This window comes from Pseudoduganella sp. UC29_71 (assembly GCF_042693265.1).
Classification (GTDB): domain Bacteria; phylum Pseudomonadota; class Gammaproteobacteria; order Burkholderiales; family Burkholderiaceae_D; genus Rugamonas.
This window is the reverse complement of the sequence record NZ_CP170549.1, coordinates 3,649,437-3,666,529: the sequence shown is the minus strand read 5'-3', so window position 1 is coordinate 3,666,529 and position 17,093 is coordinate 3,649,437. Positions and strand designations below refer to the sequence as shown.

The window sequence follows — 17,093 nt, the reverse complement described above, 5'->3', positions numbered from 1 at the left end:
AGGCTTCAGTGTTATTTAGAATTCATTCGCGATAAACTGCGTTCCATTTGATGTATTCATAATTGAGGCTTTTAAATGGATCTGCTGGAAAGCATGAAGGTCTATGTCCTGGCGGTGGAGAAGGGCAGCCTGAGCGCTGCGGCCGTGGCCGGCGGCATCTCCGCGACGATGGCGGGCAACCATTTGCGCATGCTGGAGCAGCGCCTCGGCATGCGCCTGCTGAACCGCACCACGCGGCGGCAGTACCTCACCGCTTTCGGCGAGGACTACTACCAGCGCTGCAAGGACATCCTGCGGCTGGTGGCGGAAACGGACGCGCAGGCGCAGAACCTGCAACTGGCGCCGGCCGGCAAGCTGCGTGTCACCGCGCCGGTCACCTTCGGCGCGGAAGCGCTGATGCCTGCGCTGGCCGGCTATCTGGAGCGCCATCCGCAGGTGGATGTGGACGTGGTGCTGAGCGACCGCGTGGTGGACCTGGTGGAGGAGGGCTGCGAGGCGGCCATCCGCATCGGCCACCTGCCGGATTCGGCACTGATCGCCAGGCCGCTGGCGCCCTATCAACTGATGATCTGCGCCTCGCCCGGCTACCTGGCGCGCAGGGGCACGCCGGCCCGGCCGGAAGAGTTGGGTGGCCATGAATGCCTGTCGTTCTCGACCGCCGCGCTGGCGCACTGGCGCCTGACAGGCGAGGATGGCGACCTGTGCGTGCCGGTGGCCGGCCGCGTGCAGGTGAACAACGGCCAGGCCTTGCGCGTGGCGGCGGTGCACGGCATGGGCATCGTGCTGCAGCCGGCGATCTTGCTGGAGGAGGATGTGAAGGCGGGGCGCCTGGTGCGGCTGTTTCCGGAGCATGCGCTGCCGAGCCGGCCAATGAACCTGGTCTACCTGCAGGACCGCTATCGTTCGCCCAAGCTGCGCAGCTTCGTGGACTTCATGGCGGAACGTTTCGGTTAATTGCGCCGGAAATGAAAAACGCCTCCCGGGGGAGGCGTTCTTGCGGAATTCTGTGGTGCCCACGGAGGGACTCGAACCCCCACACCTTGCGGCACATGGACCTGAACCATGCGCGTCTACCAATTCCGCCACGTGGGCACTGTTACTGCTTGCTTCGCTGCGCTGTTCTGCAACAGAAGGCACGCATAGTAATGGACGGATGAGCAGCCGTCAAGGGGTGGCTTGCAGGCGCGGCTTCGCATTGGCCGAGGCCGCCATCGCGGCCAGCGCGGCCAGCGTTTCAGCGCGCACGGCCGCGTCGTCGTCCAGGTCCGCCTTCAGCACGATGCCCGGCGCCAGCGCCTCGTCGCTGCCGCGCAGGCGGTTGCGCCATACTTTTTGCGGCACCACCAGCACATTGCCGCTCGGGAGCGTGGCGCGCCCGGTATCGATGTACAGCGTGTCGGCGCTGGTGGTGCGGCCCGCGTGGATGGCGCCGGGGACGCTGAGCACCAGGTCGGCGAAATCGAGGCAGGCGCTGGCGCAAGCCGAGTCCGTCAGCAGCACCACGGGGCCGCTGTAGCGCCGCAGCTTGCCGCCGCGCCTGGCGATCTCGGCGCGCGTGAGCAGGTGGCCACCGGGCTGCTCCACCCAGGTTGCGCCCTTGGCTTTCGCCTCCTGCACCTGCTTGAGGAAGGCGCTGGACTGGCGCGCCTGCGCACTGTCCGGTCCGTAGCGCTCGGCGAAGCTCAGGGCGAACTTGCTCGTGGTCTCGAGCAGCAGATCGGACACGCGCCATTGCGCGTAGGTGCGCGGCAGCTTGTCGATGTCTTGCTTGTCGTAGTCCAGCCCGCCGGTGGCTGCGGTGAAGATCCTGTCGCCGATGGCGCTGCTGCCGCCGCCATTGCCGCGCACGTCGAACACCATCAGGCGCACCCCTTCCAGCCTGGCCAGCCCGGCCAGCATGGCATCGAATTCGGCAATCTGGGGTTTGGACGGCAGCGTGTTGAAGCTGGCCGCGCTGACCCACAGCACGCCGTCCTCGAAAGTGAACTTGTTGCTGCGCCGCTGGGGCTGTGGTCCGGTCTGCGGCGCCCGTTCCCAGCCGCGGAAGTAGCGCTGCGCCGGCACGCCCTGGTAAGTGATGGGCATGTCCATCAGCGCGCCCTCCACGGTGCGGAACTGGCAGCGCTTGAGCTGGAGATCCGGCAGCGCGGGCAGGGTGAGCGCGCTGGGCAGATGCTCGGCCATCGGGCCGGTGGCGCGCCGGTCCAGATAGGGCGCCACGTCCTCGGCCAGGATGGCGTCCGGTTTGCGGCCATCGCATTGCAGCAGCGCCGCGCCGAGAGGTGGCAGCGGCGCCGGCCAGTCCTTCAGGTGGGCATCGACCACGTAGCTGCCGGCTTGCCTGCGCAGCCGCCAGCCGTTGACGAGCATGGTGTAGTCGCGGCGCGCATTGTCCGAATAGAGCAGGTGTCCGTCGCGGAAGCCGGTGACGTAGTAGCGCACTGCCGCCATCATGGAATCGTAGCTGTTCACGCGCGGCAGCAGTTGCCCGGCTTCGCGATAGCCTTGCTCGGCCCAGACCTTGAAGCCGGGATTGAGTTCGTCGATGCTGCCGGGGTGGGCGGTCAGGATGAGCTGGTGAACCGCGTCCAGATCGGCCCGCGCGGCGGCTTGCCAGTCGGCGGCCGTTTTGTCGGCGGCGCCGGCGGCCGAGGCAAGCAAGGAAAGCAGCAGGGCGGCGCGGGCGCGCAGGGCAGGCAGCGGCATGGGCATCCTTATTGATAAAAGAATAATCATGCTATGACGCCTGTTTTGCCGCGTCAATGAAAAAAACGCCGCAGACCGGTGAAGGTCTGCGGCGTTCTTTGCGGAATTCTTGGTGCCCACGGAGGGACTCGAACCCCCACACCTTGCGGCACATGGACCTGAACCATGCGCGTCTACCAATTCCGCCACGTGGGCAATGGTACTGCTGGTACTGCTGGTACAACGCGACATCGAAAACAGAACTGTGGTGCCCACGGAGGGACTCGAACCCCCACACCTTGCGGCACATGGACCTGAACCATGCGCGTCTACCAATTCCGCCACGTGGGCTCTGTTTTCTTTGTCTTTGCTGCGGTGTTCTGCAACAGAGGCACGCATAGTAAGGGCTGGCAGCGATGGCGTCAAGAGCGCAAGCAAGATTTCTCCGCCGGCGCGCAAAAAGCGGCGCGGGAATGCAAAAAGCCTCCCGAAGGAGGCTTTTCTGCGGAATTCTGTGGTGCCCACGGAGGGACTCGAACCCCCACACCTTGCGGCACATGGACCTGAACCATGCGCGTCTACCAATTCCGCCACGTGGGCACTGGTGCTGCTTTCCGTCGCGTTGTTCTGCAACAGAGGCCCGAATCTTAAAGGCCCCGCAGCCCTTGGTCAAGCGTCAATTGATGTTTCCATGAAAATATTTCCTGCGGCCCGCCCAGGCCAGCGCCATCAGCAGGCCGGCGCCATACATGGCCGCCCGCGACGGCTCCGGTATCGGCGCCAGGTTGTAGCCCAGCGCATCCATGGCCATGCGGTCGTTCTGGGTGATGAGCAGCAGTTCGCCCTGCGCGGCGGTGGGGTCCATCAGGCCGAGCATCATCAAGTCCTTCCAGTGGCTGGCCTGGCGGCCGTCGCCGAAGGTGGTGCCGGTGGAGAATTGCGCGCCCAGCGTGGCGCCGCCGTCCACCGAGAAGTATTTCTCGCGGCCGTCGGCGGTCCAGTCGATCACGCCGCTGGCGCTGCTGAGCGGCGAGTAGCGGAACATGTCCAGCCCGGACACATAGGTGAACTCGTTGTCGTTGAAGGGGCCGTTGTTGGGCGGCGCATTAAAGTCCAGCACGTCCACGCCGCTGATGAAGCCCAGCGTGTGGCCGATTTCATGCGCAGCCATGCCGACGAAATCGTATTGCGTGGCGCCGATGCCGTTGCTGCTGTCGAAGTCGAAGGCCAGGTTGCTGTTGAACTGGATGAAGCCATCGCAATTGCCGATGCAGCCGGGCAGGGACTGTTCGGCCACCGCCATGCCCAGCGCCTTGGCTTCGGCGTTGGTGATGAAGACGGTGCTGTTGTTGTCGCTGCCGTTGTTGTCCACGTAAGGCGTGGCGCTGGCGGCGCCGTTGGGATTGTTGGCGGTGCGGTTGATCAGCAGGCCGAAGCTGTTGAGCGGCAGGTGGGCCACTGCCGTGTTGTCCAGCGCCGAACTGCGGTCGGCATCGAGCGCGTTGCGGAAGCTGGCGTAGGAATGGAAGTCCTGCGTGCTGGCGGCCTGGCCCAGGATGCCGCCGCCCAGCGCGCCGAAGCCGACTGTCAGGTTGACGGTGATGTCGTCGGTGAGCAGCGCGGACCAGCGCGCGCCGGCCGCAATGAAGCCTTGCTGCGCCTGCAGGCTGGTGCCGGGAATGAACTGGAAGTTGAAGATGGGCACGGCCCGGGCCGGCGCGGCGGCGAGCAGGGCGGCGCAAAGGGCGGTTGCGGTGAGAATTTTCATGGTGGCACTCCTGAGTGGAATGCCCGGATTGATGCAAGAAGCGTGCGGCGCAATGGAATCAAGGACTTGCACGCCGACCGCTGCCGCGCTGGGGTGGACTGTCAACGCGTCCGACAATGAAAAAAGCCTCCCGAAGGAGGCTTTTTTGCGGAATTCTGTGGTGCCCACGGAGGGACTCGAACCCCCACACCTTGCGGCACATGGACCTGAACCATGCGCGTCTACCAATTCCGCCACGTGGGCACTGATACTGCATAACAACTTCTGCTATTATAACGACTTGGAGAGTTTCGCGCCAGATGAACGTTTCCGTTCCATACTGCGCATCGACTCGCCGTTTCCTCAGCGTTGCCGCTGCGGAAGACCAGAATTATAGAGGATTCTTTTGAGAAGTCAAATAGCCTGGAACAACTTTTTTCAGGCGCCGCGCGGCGCGTCGCCGGGCACACAGCCAGCCCACCGCGTTAGGCAAATAGCGCGACCTCCGGTACACTACGCCCTGTTCCATGTCAACGTGGCTGGTCAGGGCGGTACACGATTTTTTCTCCATCAATAATAAAACCATAGAAATACTTTTGAACCAATCTACCCACATCATTCCTAGCCGTGAGGAAATTCTCGGCATCTTCCGCAGCGCCAAGGCGCCGCTCGATCTGCGCGCACTGGCGTTGTCGCTCGATGTCAAGGCCGAGTCTCACGCCGTATTGACCCGCCGTCTGAACGCCATGGAGCGCGACGGCCAGATCGTTTCCGACCATAACGGCTTCTTTGCGCTGGCAGACCACTCCGGCTTCGTGGCCGGGCGCGTGCAAAGCCACCGCGACGGTTTCGGCTTCGTGATCCCGGACGAGCCGGGCGAAGACCTGTTCCTGTCCGAGCGCGAAATGGCCAAGGTGCTGCACGGCGACAAGGTGCTGGCCAAGGTGGTCGGCCTGGACCGCCGCGGCCGTCCGGAAGGCACCATTGTCGAAGTGGTGCAGCGCGCCAACACCCACATCATCGGCCGCCTGCTGAAGGAAAACGGCGTGTGGCTGGTGGCGCCGGAAGACAAGCGCATCGCGCAGGACATCATCGTGCAAGGCCCGGTGGGCAAAGCCAAGGTGGACCAGATCGTCACCGTCGAGCTGACCGAGCAGCCGGGCCGCTTCAAGCAGCCGGCCGGCCGCATCACCGAAGTGCTGGGCGCGCTGGACGACCCCGGCATGGAAATTGAAATCGCCGTGCGCAAGTTCGGCGTGCCGCACATCTTCTCGGATGCCGCGCTGAAGCAGGCCAACAAGCTGCCGGACCATGTGCGCGAAGCCGACCTGGCCGACCGCGTGGACTTGCGCGACGTGCCTTTGATCACCATCGACGGCGAAGACGCGCGCGACTTCGACGATGCCGTGTACTGCGAACCGGTGAAGATCGGCCGCACCAACGCCTTCCGCATGATCGTCGCGATTGCCGACGTGAGCCACTACGTCAAGCCGAACGACGCGCTGGACGCGGACGCGCTGGAGCGCAGCACCTCGGTCTACTTCCCGCGCCGCGTGATTCCCATGCTGCCGGAGAAGCTGTCCAACGGCCTGTGCTCGCTGAACCCGAACGTCGACCGCCTGACCTTGGTATGCGACGCCGTGGTCACCGCCAAGGGCGAAGTCAAGGCCTACCAGTTCTATCCGGCCGTGATCCACTCGGCTGCGCGCATGACGTACAACGAAGTGGCCGCCATCCTGGGCAACACCAAGGGGCCGGAAGCGGCGCGCCGTCCGGGCATCGTGCCGCACCTGCAGAACCTGTACGACCTGTACCACGCGCTGGCCAAGGCACGCGCCGAGCGCGGCGCGATCGATTTCGAGACCACCGAGACCTACATCGTCTGCAACCCGGCCGGCAAGATCGAAAAGATCATTCCGCGCACCCGCAACGATGCGCACAAGCTGATTGAAGAGTGCATGCTGGCCGCCAACGTCTGCGCGGCCGACCTGCTGCTGCGCCACAAGCACCCCGGCACCTACCGCATCCACGCCGGCCCGACCAAGGAAAAGCTCAAGCAGGTGCGCGACTTCCTGAAGCAGGTTGGCCTGAGCCTGGCCGGCGGCGACACGCCGGCCGCCGGCGACTACGCCGAGCTGATGCGCAAGATCAAGGAGCGTCCGGACGCATCCCTGCTGCAAACCATGCTGCTGCGCTCCATGCAGCAAGCGGTCTACAGCCCGGACAACATCGGCCACTTCGGCCTGGCGTACGAGGCCTATGCCCACTTCACCAGTCCGATCCGCCGCTATCCGGACTTGTTGACGCACCGTGCCATCAAGGCCATCCTGCTGGGCAAGAAGTACGAGCCCAAAGTGGCCGACACCAGCGTGCTGAACACGGCCGTGTCGAACGCCACCCGCCGCCAGCAGGCCAAGGACAAGGCGGAAGGCAAGCAGCCCAAAGCCGCCGCCGACCTGACCGTGTGGGACGCGCTGGGCGTGCACTGCTCGGCCAACGAGCGCCGCGCCGACGAAGCTTCGCGCGACGTAGAATCCTGGCTGAAGTGCTACTTCATGCAGGACAAGCTGGGCGAGGAATTCACCGGCATGATCACCGGCGTGACCACCTTCGGCATCTTCGTGCAGCTGCAGGAGCTGTTCGTCGAAGGCCTGGTGCACATCACCGACCTGGGCGCGGACTACTTCCAGTTCGACGAAGCGCGCCATGAATTGCGCGGCGAACGCACCGGCAAGCGCTACCAGCTGACCGACAAGGTCAATGTGCAAGTGGTGCGCGTGGACCTGGAAACCCGCAAGATCGACCTGCGCCTGGCGCAAGCCGAGCAGCTGGCGGCAGGCGTGCGCCCCGGCTCGGGTTCCGGCGACGAGCCGGCGACCGGCCGCAACCGCAAGCAGCCCACCAAGGCCGACACCCGCAGCAACGTCAAGCCCGGCCCGAAAGTGCAGTCCCGCACCCCGGCCGCGGCCAAGCAGAAAGCACAACCGGCCGCCAAGCCGAAACGCAGCAAATCCGCAGCCCCGGCAGCCAAGCCTGCCACCAAAAGCAAAAAGAAGCGCTAAGCACTAACCGCCGCCCCGGCTCCGGCCCGGGCGGCTTCACTGAAGAAAAGCATGTCCAAGAACAAAATGATTTTCGGCTTCCACGCCGTCACCTCGCGCCTGCGCCACGAAGCATCCTCCGTGGAGGAGATCTTCGTCGACATCGGCCGTAACGACCGCCGCATGACCGACCTAGTGGCCAACGCCAAGTCGCTCGGCGTGCGCGTGATGCCGGTGGATTCCACCCGCCTCGACAAGATCGTCGGCACCCACCGCCACCAGGGCGTGATCGCCTTCGCGCAGCAGATTTCGCTGGCGCGCAACCTGGACGAGCTGCTGGACGCCATCGAAGGCCCGCCGCTGCTGCTGGTGCTGGACGGTATTACCGATCCGCACAATCTGGGCGCCTGCCTGCGCGTGGCCGACGGCGCCGGCGCGCACGCGGTGATCGTGCCGAAGGACCGCGCGGTGGGCCTGAACGCCACCGCCGCCAAGGTGGCGTCCGGCGCGGCCGAGAACGTGCCTTACATCACCGTAACCAACCTGGCGCGCACGCTGCGCGACCTGAAGGACCGCGACATCTGGCTGATCGGCACCTCCGACGACGGCGAGAAGAACCTGTACCAGTCCGACTTCACCGGCCCGACCGCGCTGGTGATGGGTTCGGAAGGCGAGGGCATGCGCCGGCTGACCCGCGAGACCTGCGACATGCTGGTCAGCATCCCCATGTTCGGCACCGTCGAGAGCCTGAACGTCTCGGTCGCCTCCGGCGTCTGTCTGTACGAAGCGCGCCGCCAGCGCCTCGTCAAAGAAGGCTGATTCCAGCCTGACCGGCGACGGCGGGTTACGCGCAGCCGTAACCCGCCGGCTCCGCCACCATCCCAAGCAACCCCGAACCGAATACGCTACCATGCGTAGATCGGACTAATCCCTGTGCCGCCATGTTCCGCAACCTGCGCCAAGACATCAACAGCATCATCGAACGCGACCCCGCCGCCCGCAACGGTTGGGAGGTGCTGACCTGTTATCCCGGCTTGCAGGCCATCGTGCTGCACCGCTGGGCGCACTGGTGCTGGACGCACGGCCTCAAATGGCCGGGCCGCTTCATCTCCTACCTGGCGCGCATCATCACCGGTATCGAAATCCACCCCGGCGCCCACATCGGCCGCCGCGTCTTCATCGATCACGGCTTCGGCGTGGTCATCGGCGAAACCGCCGTGGTGGGCGACGACTGCACCATCTACCAGGGCGTGACCCTGGGCGGCACCTCGCTGCACACCGGCAGCAAGCGCCACCCCACGCTGGAGCGCGGCGTCATCGTCGGCGCCGGCGCCAAGGTGCTGGGCGCATTCACGGTGGGCGAGTACGCCAAGGTGGGTTCCAACGCTGTGCTGCTCAAGCCTGTGCCGGCCGGCGCCACAGCGGTCGGCAACCCCGCGCACATCATCGACAAGCAGACCGTCAGCGTCAGTCCGTCCGCCAAGATGTTCTCGGCCTACGGCATCACCGCCAACGGCGACGATCCGCTCATCAAGGCCCTGCGCGCACTGATCGACCAGGCCGCCGCGCAAGAGCAGCAAATTGAGCGCATGGCCGCCATCATGAAGGCGTCGGGGCTGGATTGTCCATCCATCCCCGAGTGCGACAAGTTCGATTCCGCCCAGCTGAACAAGCTGGTGGAGTAACTACCACGCCGACGCGGGCTTCGTGCCCGCCGGCCCCTGGAAGCTGGTCGCCAAAAACTCCACGAACACCTTCACCTTGGGCGACAGCTTGTGCTTCTCCGGGTAGATGGCGTGGATATCCGCCGACGGCGTGGCGTAATCCTCCAGCACGATTTGCAAGCGCCCCGAGCGCAGGTACTTCGCAATATCCCATTCCGCCCGCAGCAGCAGGCCGTGGCCGTCTAGCGCCCAGTTCAGGGCCACCTCGCCGTCGTTGCTGCTCAGCGTGCCGCGCACCTTCACCGTTTCCGTCTGGCGGCCCTTGGTGAAACGCCATGTCCCGTAAGCCGCGTCGTTCTGGCGCAGCACAATGCAGTTGAAGCGGGCCAGGTCGTTCGGCACCCTGGGCACGCCGTGCTGCTTGAGGTAGGAGGGCGCCGCGCACACCAGGCGCCGGTTGTCCGCGATCTTGGTGGCGATCACGCGCGCGTCCGGCACGTCGCCGAAGCGGATGCCGATATCGTAGGACTCGTCCACCAGGCTCAGCGGATGGTCGCTCAGCTGCAGCTGCACCTCCACCTCCGGGTAGCGCTTGACGAAATTGGACACGATGGGCGTGATGTAGGTGCGTCCGAAGCCCAGTGGCGCGTTCACCCGCAGCAGGCCTTTGGGCGCGGCCCGGTCCTGCGACAGCAGCCGCTCCAGGTCCTCCAGCTCGGCCAGGATGCGCAGCGCGTTGGCGTAATACAGCTCGCCCGCGTCGGTCACGCTCAGGCGGCGCGTGGTGCGGTTCAGCAGCGGCACGCCGACCGCTTCCTCCAGCCGCGTGAGACGCTTGCTGACGGCGGCCGGCGTGACGCCCAGTTCGCGCGCCGCGCCCGACAGCGTGCCTTCCTTGACGATCTGGACGAAAAACGCCAATTCGGACGGGTCGATCATCTTTAACTCCAAGGAACAAGTAGCATAACTTTACACCTAATCCATGAATTGTGATGCGGCCTACACTGGGCGCCTCAACTCACTATTCAAGGAGACCCAACATGCGTGTACATAAAATTGCCGCCATCCCAGCCGACGGTATCGGTCCTGAAGTCATCGACGCGGGCCTGGAAGTGCTGAGCGCCCTGGCCGAGCAGGACGGCGGCTTCAAGTTCGAAGTGGAACACTTCCCCTGGAGCTCGGACTACTACCTGGAGCACGGCTACTACATTCCCGAAGGCGGCCTGGAAAAGCTGAAGCGTTTCGACGCCATCTTCTTCGGCGCCGTCGGCAGCCAGCAGGTGCCCGACCATATCTCGCTGTGGGGCCTGCGCCTGCCGATCGCGCAAGGCTTCGACCAGTACGCCAATGTGCGTCCGGCACGCGTACTGCCGGGCGTGACCAGCCCGCTGAAGGGCGGCGAAGCCATCGACTGGGTGATCGTGCGCGAGAACTCGGAAGGCGAATACGCCGGCAACGGCGGCCGCACCCACCGCGGCCTGCCGATCGAAGCCGCCACCGAAACTGCCGTGTTCACCCGCGCCGGGGTGGAGCGCATCCACCGCTTCGCCTTCGAACTGGCGCAGAAGCGTCCCGCCAAGCACCTGACCCTGGTCACCAAGTCCAACGCGCAGCGCTTCGGCATGGTGATGTGGGACGAAATCTTCTACGAAGTGGCGGCCGACTATCCGGACGTGAAAGTGGACCGCGAACTGGTGGACGCCGTCACGACCCGCATGGTGCTGAAGCCGCAGACGCTGGACACCATCGTCGCCACCAACCTGCACGCCGACATTCTGTCCGACCTGGCGGCCGCGCTGTCGGGTAGTCTGGGCATCGGCCCCACCGCCAACCTGAATCCTGAGCGTACCTTCCCGTCCATGTTCGAGCCTATCCACGGCTCCGCGTTCGACATCACCGGCAAGGGCGTGGCCAATCCCATCGCCACCTTCTGGACCGCCGCCATGATGCTCGAGCACCTGGGCGAAACCGCCGCCGCCGCGCGCCTGATGAAAGCCGTGGAAGCCGTCACCGCCGACAAGGTGCATACGCCAGACCTGGGCGGCACCGCCAAAACGGTGGACGTGACGCGCGCGGTATGCGCCTTCATCCGCGCTGGCAAGTAAAAATCCCCCGCGCGCCGAGGCGGCCGCAGAGCCGCCGCGTGCACACTCATATTGGAGACTGATCATGAAAAGAACCCGCAAGTTCCTGGGGACGCTATATGTGCAAGTCCTCATCGCCGTGGCCGCAGGTATCGTTCTCGGCGTGCTCGATCCCGAGCTGGGCGCCAAGCTCAAACCGCTGGGCGACGCCTTCATCAAACTGATCAAGATGGTGTTCGCGCCGGTGATTTTCGCCACCGTGGTGCTGGGCATCGCCAAGATGGAAAGCATGAAGGACCTGGGCCGCGTTGGCGGCCGCGCCCTGATCTATTTCGAGGTGATGTCCACTTTCGCACTTGGCCTCGGCCTGCTGGCCGTGAACCTGGTGGGGCCGGGCGTGGGCATGAACATCGATCCGCATACGCTCGATACCAAGAGCATTTCCACCTACACGGCGGCTGCCGCCAAGCCGGCCAGCTTCATGGACTTCGTGCTGGGCATGATACCGGGCAGCGTGGTGGACGCCTTCGCCAAGAACGAGATCCTGCAGATCCTGGTGTTCTCCATTATGTTCGGCGTGGCGCTGGCGCACCTGGGCAGCCGCGCCAAGCCGGTGGTGAGCTTCCTCGAGAGCTTCTCCAACGCCATGTTTTACATCGTCGGGTTGGTGATGCGGGTTGCGCCAATCGCGGCATTCGGCGCCATCTCCTTCACGGTGGGCAAATACGGCTTCTCGTCCATCGCCAAGCTGGCGCAGCTCATGGGCACCATGTACCTGACCTGCTTCCTGTTCGTGTTCCTGGTGCTGGGCGTGGTGGCGCGCATCTCGGGCTTCAGCCTGTGGAAGTTCCTCAAGTACCTGCGGGCGGAAATCTTCACGGTGCTGGGCACCAGCTCGTCCGAATCCGTGGTGCCGCAGCTGATGCACAAGCTGGAGCAGGTGGGCTGCTCGAAGCCGGTGGTGGGGCTGGTGGTGCCGTCGGGGCTGACCTTCAATCCGGACGGGCAGTGCATCTACTACACCATGGCCGCCATCTTCATTGCGCAGGCCACCAACACCCATCTGTCGCTGATGGACCAGCTGCTGGTGCTGGGCGTGCTGATGCTGACCTCCAAGGGGTCGGCGGGTGTGACCGGGTCTGGCTTCATCACGCTGGCCGCCACGCTGGCGTCCATGGGCAAGATTCCGGTGGAAGGCATGGTGTTGCTGCTGGGCGTGGACCGTTTCATGTCCGAAGCGCGCGCCATCACCAACACCATCGGCAACGCGGTGGGCACCATGGCGATCGCACGCTGGGTCGGCGGCCTGGACCGGGCCAGGGCGGACGCGGTGCTGAACGGCACGGCTGATATGGATGTGCTGTACGGCGAGCCTGCCGCCCTGGAGCCTGAGGACGCGCCACAGCCCGTCGTGCGCATGGCGATGGAAGGGGCGGTGCGCCATGGCTAAGCTGATCGAAGCGGCGCACGGCGAGGCCAGCGTGCACGATGCCGCTGCCGCTGCCGCTGCCGCTGCCGCTGCCGCTGCCGCTGACGGCGAAGGCAAAGGCGAAGGCGAAGGCGGCGTGGCATTTGGCGCCGGGCTGCGCGAGCGCCGCCTGCTGCGCGACATGTTCGACGCGGCCATTGCCGCCGCGCAGCCGGCGCTGTGCGTGCCGGCGAATCTGCCGCCGGCGCCGAAGGGCCGCACCATCGTTATCGGCGCAGGCAAGGCCAGCGCGGCGATGGCGCAGGCGCTGGAGCGCAACTGGCCCGGTCCCCTTGAAGGCCTGGTCGTCACCCGCTACGACTATGGCGTGCCCTGCGAGCGCATCGAAATCGTGGAGGCCGCCCACCCGGTGCCGGACGAGGCAGGCCACCGTGCCGCCCGCCGGATGCTGGACATGGTGCGGGGCCTGAGCGCGGACGACCTCGTCATCTGCCTGATCTCCGGCGGCGGCTCGGCGCTGCTGTCGCTCCCCGCGCCCGGCATCACCATGGCAGAGAAGCAGGCCGTCAACAAGGCGCTGCTGGCAAGCGGCGCCACCATCTCCGAGATGAATTGCGTGCGCCGCCACATCTCGGCGATCAAGGGCGGCCGGCTGGCGGCGGCTTGCGCCCCGGCCCGCGTGGTCACGCTGCTGATCTCCGACGTGCCGGGCGACGATCCCATCGACATCGCCTCCGGCCCGACAGCGCCCGACCACAGCACCTGCGCCGACGCGCTCGCCATCCTGTCCCGCTACGGCATCGACACGCCGGCCAGCGTGAGTGCCGTGCTGCAAAGCGGACTCGGTGAAAGCATCAAGCCCGGCGACGAACGCCTGGCCGCATCCGAACTGCGCATGGCCGTGACGCCGCGCATGGCGCTGCAAGCGGCAGCCGCCGTCGCCCAAGCCGCCGGCGTGCGCTGCCATCTGCTGGGCGACAGCCTGGAAGGCGAAGCGCGCGACGTCGGCAAGGTCATGGCAGGCGTGACCCGTCACATTGCAGCCCACGGCGAGCCGTTCGCCACGCCCTGCATCCTGCTCTCCGGCGGCGAAACCACCGTTACCGTGAAGGGCCAGGGCAGGGGCGGGCGCAACGTGGAGTTCCTGCTGTCGCTGGGCGTGGCGCTGGAGGGCCTGCCGGGCGTGTACGCGCTGGCAGGCGATACCGACGGCGTGGACGGCGTCGAGGAAGTCGCCGGCGCCATCCTCACGCCCGACAGCCTGGCGCGCGCCGCCGCGCTCGGCCTGCGCCCCCGCGAGAGCCTGGACCGCAACGACGGCCACGGCTTCTTCGAAGCGCTGGGCGACTCGGTCATCACCGGCCCCACGCTCACCAACGTCAACGACTTCCGCGCCATCCTGATCACCGGAGTACAACATGCATCGTAACCGCCACGCCAAGATCGTCGCCACCATCGGCCCCGCCAGTTCCGACGGCGCCACTATCGAAGCCCTTTACCGCGCCGGGGCGGACGTGTTCCGCCTGAACTTCAGCCACGGCACGCACGCAGACCACAAGGCCCGCTACGACATCATCCGTGGCCTGGAAACGAAGCTGGGCCGCCCCATCGGCGTGCTGCTGGACCTGCAAGGCCCGAAGCTGCGGGTGGGGACATTCTCCCTCGGCTCGGTGAGGCTGGAGCAGGGCGCAGCCTTCCGGCTGGACCTGGACGCCGGGCGCGCTGGCGACGTGGAACGCGTAGCGTTGCCGCATTCCGAGATCTTCGCCGCACTGGAAAACGGCACGCGCCTGCTGCTGGACGATGGCCGCATCGAGCTGCGCGTGGAGCGCTTCGGCAGCGATTTCGCCGACACCACCGTGGTGGTGGGCGGCATGCTGTCCGACCGCAAGGGCGTCAACGTGCCCGGCGTGGTGCTGCCCCTGTCCGCACTGACCGCCAAGGACAGGCGCGACCTGGAATTCGGCCTGGCGCTGGGCGTGGACTGGGTGGCGCTGTCCTTCGTGCAGCGCCCGGAGGACATCGAGGAACTGCGCGCGCTCACGGGCGGCAAGGTAGGCATCATCGCCAAGCTGGAAAAACCGGCCGCCATCGACCGGCTGGAAGCGGTGGTGGAGGCATCGGACGCGCTGATGGTGGCGCGCGGCGACCTGGGTGTGGAGATGCCCGCCGAGCTGGTGCCGGCCATCCAGAAGCGCATCGTGCGCCTGTGCCGCAAGTTGGGTAAGCCTGTCATCGTCGCCACGCAGATGCTGGAGTCGATGGTGGCGGCGCCCGTGCCCACCCGCGCCGAAGCCTCCGACGTGGCCACCGCCGTGTACGACGGCGCAGATGCGGTGATGCTGTCGGCCGAATCGGCCTCCGGCCGCTTTCCGCTCGAGGCGGTGAGCATCATGAGCAGCATCATCGCGCAGACCGAGGCCGACCCCTACTACGGCGAGACCATCAAGGCCACGCAAAGCCCGCCGCGCGCCGAGATCCCCGACGCCATCGGCCTGGCCATGCGCTCGGTGGCCGAGCTGCTGCAAGTGGCCGCCACGGTGGCCTACACCACCTCCGGCCAGTCCGCGCTGCGCATGGCGCGCGAGCGGCCGCGCGCGCCCATCATCGGCATGACGCCCAGGCTGAGTACCGCGCGCCGGCTGGCGCTGGTGTGGGGCGTGCATGCCGTGCTCACGCACGATGTGGACGCGGTGGCCGAGATGACGGACTTCGCCTGCCGTACGGCGCGCGAATCCGGCTATGCGCAGCCGGGCCAGACTATCGTCATCGCGGCGGGCACCCCGTTCGGGGAGCCGGGCAGCACCAACCTGCTGCGCATTGCCCAGCTGGAGTAGCTGTGAGGGAGGGCCGTAGTGTGGTAAATTCGGCTAAGCAACTCGTCGAATGAAGGAATATGCATGACTACCGAAGCGGACAACGCCAACCTGCTGGACCCGTTTGAAACCCGCGTGCTCGCCGTGCTGGCGGAAAAAGAAGCCCTCACGCCCGACAACTACCCGATGTCGCTGAATGCCATCACCAACGGCTGCAACCAGCTGTCCAGCCGCGACCCGGTGATGTCGCTGTCCGAAGAAACCGTGGCCGACGTGCTGCAGCGGCTCATGCAGCGCAAGTTCGTCAACGGCATCACGCAGGCCGGCGCGCGCGTCACCAAGTACGAGCACCGCATGCGCATCAAGTGGTCGCTGGAGCAGGACAAGGTGGCCGTGCTCACCGTGCTGATGCTGCGCGGCCTGCAGACCGCTGGCGAAATCCGCACCCGCACCGGCCGCCTGCATGACTTCAAATCCGTGGCCGACGTCGAGCAGGCGCTGCAGTTCCTGATCGACAAATACCCGCCGCTGGCCGCCAAGCTGCCGCTCGCGCCCGGCACCAAGGAGCCGCGCTACGGCCACCTGCTGCAAGGCGAAGAAGCGCTGGCGCGCGAAGAGACCGCCGCCAGCTACGGCGGCAGCACCAGCACCCCTGCCCAGGGCAGCCGCGTCGCCCAGCTCGAAGCCGAAGTCGCCCAGCTGCGTCAGGACTTCACCGACCTGGCCGCGCAGTTCGAGCAGTTCAGGAAACAGTTCGAATAAGCCATTCGGGACGGGCTGGGGGTCTCTAGATTATGCTATCGAAAACCCCCTTGACTTAGAGTGCGCTCTAACTTCTACCATGCCTCCATGACTGCTGCACTTACGATACAACAGACGGCGGAGGCGTGTGGACTGAGTGTCCATACGCTGCGGTACTACGAGCGGATAGGCTTGATCAAGCCGATTCCGCGCCGTAGCAACGGCCACCGGCTTTACCGGGCGGATGACCTCAACTGGATCGATTTCCTGTTGAGGCTGCGCGCCACCGGCATGTCTATCGAAGAGATGCAGCGTTATGCGCAATTGCGGGAGCAGGGCGAACTGCTGTCCAGCGTGGCCGAACGCAAGACCATGCTGGTGCAGCACGCGGCCGCCGTGGAGGCGGAAGTGAAGGCGATGCAGGAAACGCTGGCCTTTCTAACCCAGAAAATTGCGCTGTACTCCACTTTGGAATCCGAACTGCAATCAAAGGAGAAACAGCATGGAAAGCACGCGCTATGAACGGGGACTGGCAAGGCTGCGCGAAGTAGACGGCAGCGCCGGCGACAAGGTGATCGAGTCGCTGGCGGACATCAGCCCGGACCTGGGCAAATACATCATTGAATTCGGCTTCGGCGACATCTATTCCCGCCCCGGCCTCACGCTGCAGCAGCGCGAGCTGGCCACCGTCGCCGCGCTCACCGCGATGGGCACGGCGCAGCCACAGCTCAAGGTGCACATCGCCGCCGCGCTGAACGTCGGCCTGTCCCGCACCGAGATCATCGAAACCATGCTGCAGATCGAGCCTTTACGCCGGCTTCCCGGCCGCATTGAATGGCGTGTTCGCGGCCAGGGAAGTGTTCGCATTGCACGAACAGGCGTGATG

Annotated in this window: 13 protein-coding genes, 5 tRNA genes and 1 pseudogene; 11 read left to right on the top strand and 8 right to left on the bottom strand. The window is 65.7% G+C overall.

The window, feature by feature from the left end; all coding sequences use genetic code 11:
* Positions 1-75 precede the first annotated feature (75 nt).
* A complete protein-coding gene (locus ACFJI2_RS16105) occupies positions 76-954 on the top strand; it encodes a LysR family transcriptional regulator (protein ID WP_377700938.1) in 879 nt (292 codons plus the stop codon).
* Between the two features lie 53 nt (positions 955-1,007).
* Here the strand turns inward: ACFJI2_RS16105 and ACFJI2_RS16100 are convergent.
* The 7 genes from ACFJI2_RS16100 to ACFJI2_RS16070 all read right to left on the bottom strand — a co-directional run bounded on the left by ACFJI2_RS16100 (position 1,008) and on the right by ACFJI2_RS16070 (position 4,696).
* Positions 1,008-1,092: transfer RNA gene (locus ACFJI2_RS16100), tRNA-Leu, on the bottom strand.
* Positions 1,093-1,164: 72 nt separating this feature from the next.
* Positions 1,165-2,706: a S41 family peptidase gene (locus tag ACFJI2_RS16095; RefSeq protein WP_377700937.1), complete on the bottom strand. Its 1,542-nt coding sequence runs from the start codon at positions 2,704-2,706 to the stop codon at positions 1,165-1,167.
* A gap of 110 nt (positions 2,707-2,816) precedes the next feature.
* A tRNA-Leu gene (locus ACFJI2_RS16090) sits at positions 2,817-2,901 on the bottom strand.
* Positions 2,902-2,951: 50 nt separating this feature from the next.
* Positions 2,952-3,036, bottom strand: a tRNA-Leu gene (locus ACFJI2_RS16085).
* A gap of 164 nt (positions 3,037-3,200) precedes the next feature.
* Positions 3,201-3,285, bottom strand: a tRNA-Leu gene (locus ACFJI2_RS16080).
* A gap of 76 nt (positions 3,286-3,361) precedes the next feature.
* On the bottom strand, positions 3,362-4,453 hold the full coding sequence (locus tag ACFJI2_RS16075) for an NF038122 family metalloprotease (RefSeq protein ID WP_377700936.1): 1,092 nt from the start codon (positions 4,451-4,453) through the stop codon (positions 3,362-3,364).
* A 158-nt stretch (positions 4,454-4,611) separates the two neighbouring features.
* Positions 4,612-4,696 (bottom strand) — tRNA-Leu (locus ACFJI2_RS16070).
* A 332-nt stretch (positions 4,697-5,028) separates the two neighbouring features.
* Between ACFJI2_RS16070 and rnr the strand changes: the two genes are divergently transcribed.
* The 3 genes from rnr to cysE all read left to right on the top strand — a co-directional run bounded on the left by rnr (position 5,029) and on the right by cysE (position 9,158).
* A complete protein-coding gene (gene rnr / locus ACFJI2_RS16065) occupies positions 5,029-7,494 on the top strand; it encodes a ribonuclease R (protein WP_377700935.1) in 2,466 nt (821 codons plus the stop codon).
* 51 nt (positions 7,495-7,545) lie between these two features.
* Positions 7,546-8,292, top strand: a complete 747-nt coding sequence (gene rlmB / locus ACFJI2_RS16060; RefSeq protein ID WP_107870406.1) for a 23S rRNA (guanosine(2251)-2'-O)-methyltransferase RlmB — start codon at positions 7,546-7,548, stop codon at positions 8,290-8,292.
* Between the two features lie 122 nt (positions 8,293-8,414).
* Complete coding sequence (cysE, locus tag ACFJI2_RS16055) at positions 8,415-9,158, top strand: serine O-acetyltransferase (protein ID WP_377700934.1); 744 nt, start codon at positions 8,415-8,417, stop codon at positions 9,156-9,158.
* Here the strand turns inward: cysE and ACFJI2_RS16050 are convergent, their stop codons facing one another.
* Positions 9,159-10,076, bottom strand: coding sequence for a LysR family transcriptional regulator (locus tag ACFJI2_RS16050; protein ID WP_377700933.1), 918 nt, complete (start codon positions 10,074-10,076; stop codon positions 9,159-9,161). It abuts the gene before it with no gap.
* A 101-nt stretch (positions 10,077-10,177) separates the two neighbouring features.
* Here ACFJI2_RS16050 and ACFJI2_RS16045 point away from each other — a divergent pair, with 101 nt between their 5' ends.
* From ACFJI2_RS16045 to ACFJI2_RS16015, 7 genes and pseudogenes are all read left to right on the top strand, one after another.
* Positions 10,178-11,242, top strand: coding sequence for a tartrate dehydrogenase (locus ACFJI2_RS16045; protein WP_377700932.1), 1,065 nt, complete (start codon positions 10,178-10,180; stop codon positions 11,240-11,242).
* A gap of 64 nt (positions 11,243-11,306) precedes the next feature.
* Positions 11,307-12,671 (top strand): dicarboxylate/amino acid:cation symporter, encoded by a 1,365-nt coding sequence (locus tag ACFJI2_RS16040; RefSeq protein ID WP_377700931.1) that lies wholly within the window; start codon positions 11,307-11,309, stop codon positions 12,669-12,671.
* A 160-nt stretch (positions 12,672-12,831) separates the two neighbouring features.
* The gene (locus tag ACFJI2_RS16035; RefSeq protein WP_377705851.1) at positions 12,832-14,079 is read left to right on the top strand and encodes a glycerate kinase; all 1,248 of its coding nucleotides are present in this window, start codon (positions 12,832-12,834) and stop codon (positions 14,077-14,079) included.
* Entirely contained in the window at positions 14,069-15,487 is a 1,419-nt protein-coding gene (pyk, locus tag ACFJI2_RS16030) for a pyruvate kinase (RefSeq protein WP_377700930.1), read from the top strand. Before ACFJI2_RS16035 ends, pyk begins: the two co-directional genes overlap by 11 nt.
* A 63-nt stretch (positions 15,488-15,550) precedes the next feature.
* Positions 15,551-16,228: a YceH family protein gene (locus ACFJI2_RS16025; protein WP_107870391.1), complete on the top strand. Its 678-nt coding sequence runs from the start codon at positions 15,551-15,553 to the stop codon at positions 16,226-16,228.
* Between the two features lie 87 nt (positions 16,229-16,315).
* The gene (locus ACFJI2_RS16020) at positions 16,316-16,729 is read left to right on the top strand and encodes a MerR family transcriptional regulator (protein ID WP_377700929.1); all 414 of its coding nucleotides are present in this window, start codon (positions 16,316-16,318) and stop codon (positions 16,727-16,729) included.
* A pseudogene (locus ACFJI2_RS16015) lies at positions 16,710-17,091 on the top strand (carboxymuconolactone decarboxylase family protein). The gene ACFJI2_RS16020 and the pseudogene ACFJI2_RS16015 overlap by 20 nt, the downstream one beginning before the upstream one ends.
* Positions 17,092-17,093: the final 2 nt, after the last annotated feature.

Bases quoted from the DNA above. Each gene is read 5' to 3' on its own strand.
- ACFJI2_RS16105 (WP_377700938.1), top strand. From the start codon at position 76: ATGGATCTGCTGGAAAGCATGAAGGTCTATGTCCTGGCGGTGGAGAAG.
- ACFJI2_RS16095 (WP_377700937.1), bottom strand. From the start codon at position 2,706: ATGCCGCTGCCTGCCCTGCGCGCCCGCGCCGCCCTGCTGCTTTCCTTG.
- ACFJI2_RS16075 (WP_377700936.1), bottom strand. From the start codon at position 4,453: ATGAAAATTCTCACCGCAACCGCCCTTTGCGCCGCCCTGCTCGCCGCC.
- rlmB (WP_107870406.1), top strand. From the start codon at position 7,546: ATGTCCAAGAACAAAATGATTTTCGGCTTCCACGCCGTCACCTCGCGC.
- cysE (WP_377700934.1), top strand. From the start codon at position 8,415: ATGTTCCGCAACCTGCGCCAAGACATCAACAGCATCATCGAACGCGAC.
- ACFJI2_RS16050 (WP_377700933.1), bottom strand. From the start codon at position 10,076: ATGATCGACCCGTCCGAATTGGCGTTTTTCGTCCAGATCGTCAAGGAA.
- ACFJI2_RS16045 (WP_377700932.1), top strand. From the start codon at position 10,178: ATGCGTGTACATAAAATTGCCGCCATCCCAGCCGACGGTATCGGTCCT.
- ACFJI2_RS16040 (WP_377700931.1), top strand. From the start codon at position 11,307: ATGAAAAGAACCCGCAAGTTCCTGGGGACGCTATATGTGCAAGTCCTC.
- ACFJI2_RS16035 (WP_377705851.1), top strand. From the start codon at position 12,832: ATGTTCGACGCGGCCATTGCCGCCGCGCAGCCGGCGCTGTGCGTGCCG.
- pyk (WP_377700930.1), top strand. From the start codon at position 14,069: ATGCATCGTAACCGCCACGCCAAGATCGTCGCCACCATCGGCCCCGCC.
- ACFJI2_RS16025 (WP_107870391.1), top strand. From the start codon at position 15,551: ATGACTACCGAAGCGGACAACGCCAACCTGCTGGACCCGTTTGAAACC.
- ACFJI2_RS16020 (WP_377700929.1), top strand. From the start codon at position 16,316: ATGACTGCTGCACTTACGATACAACAGACGGCGGAGGCGTGTGGACTG.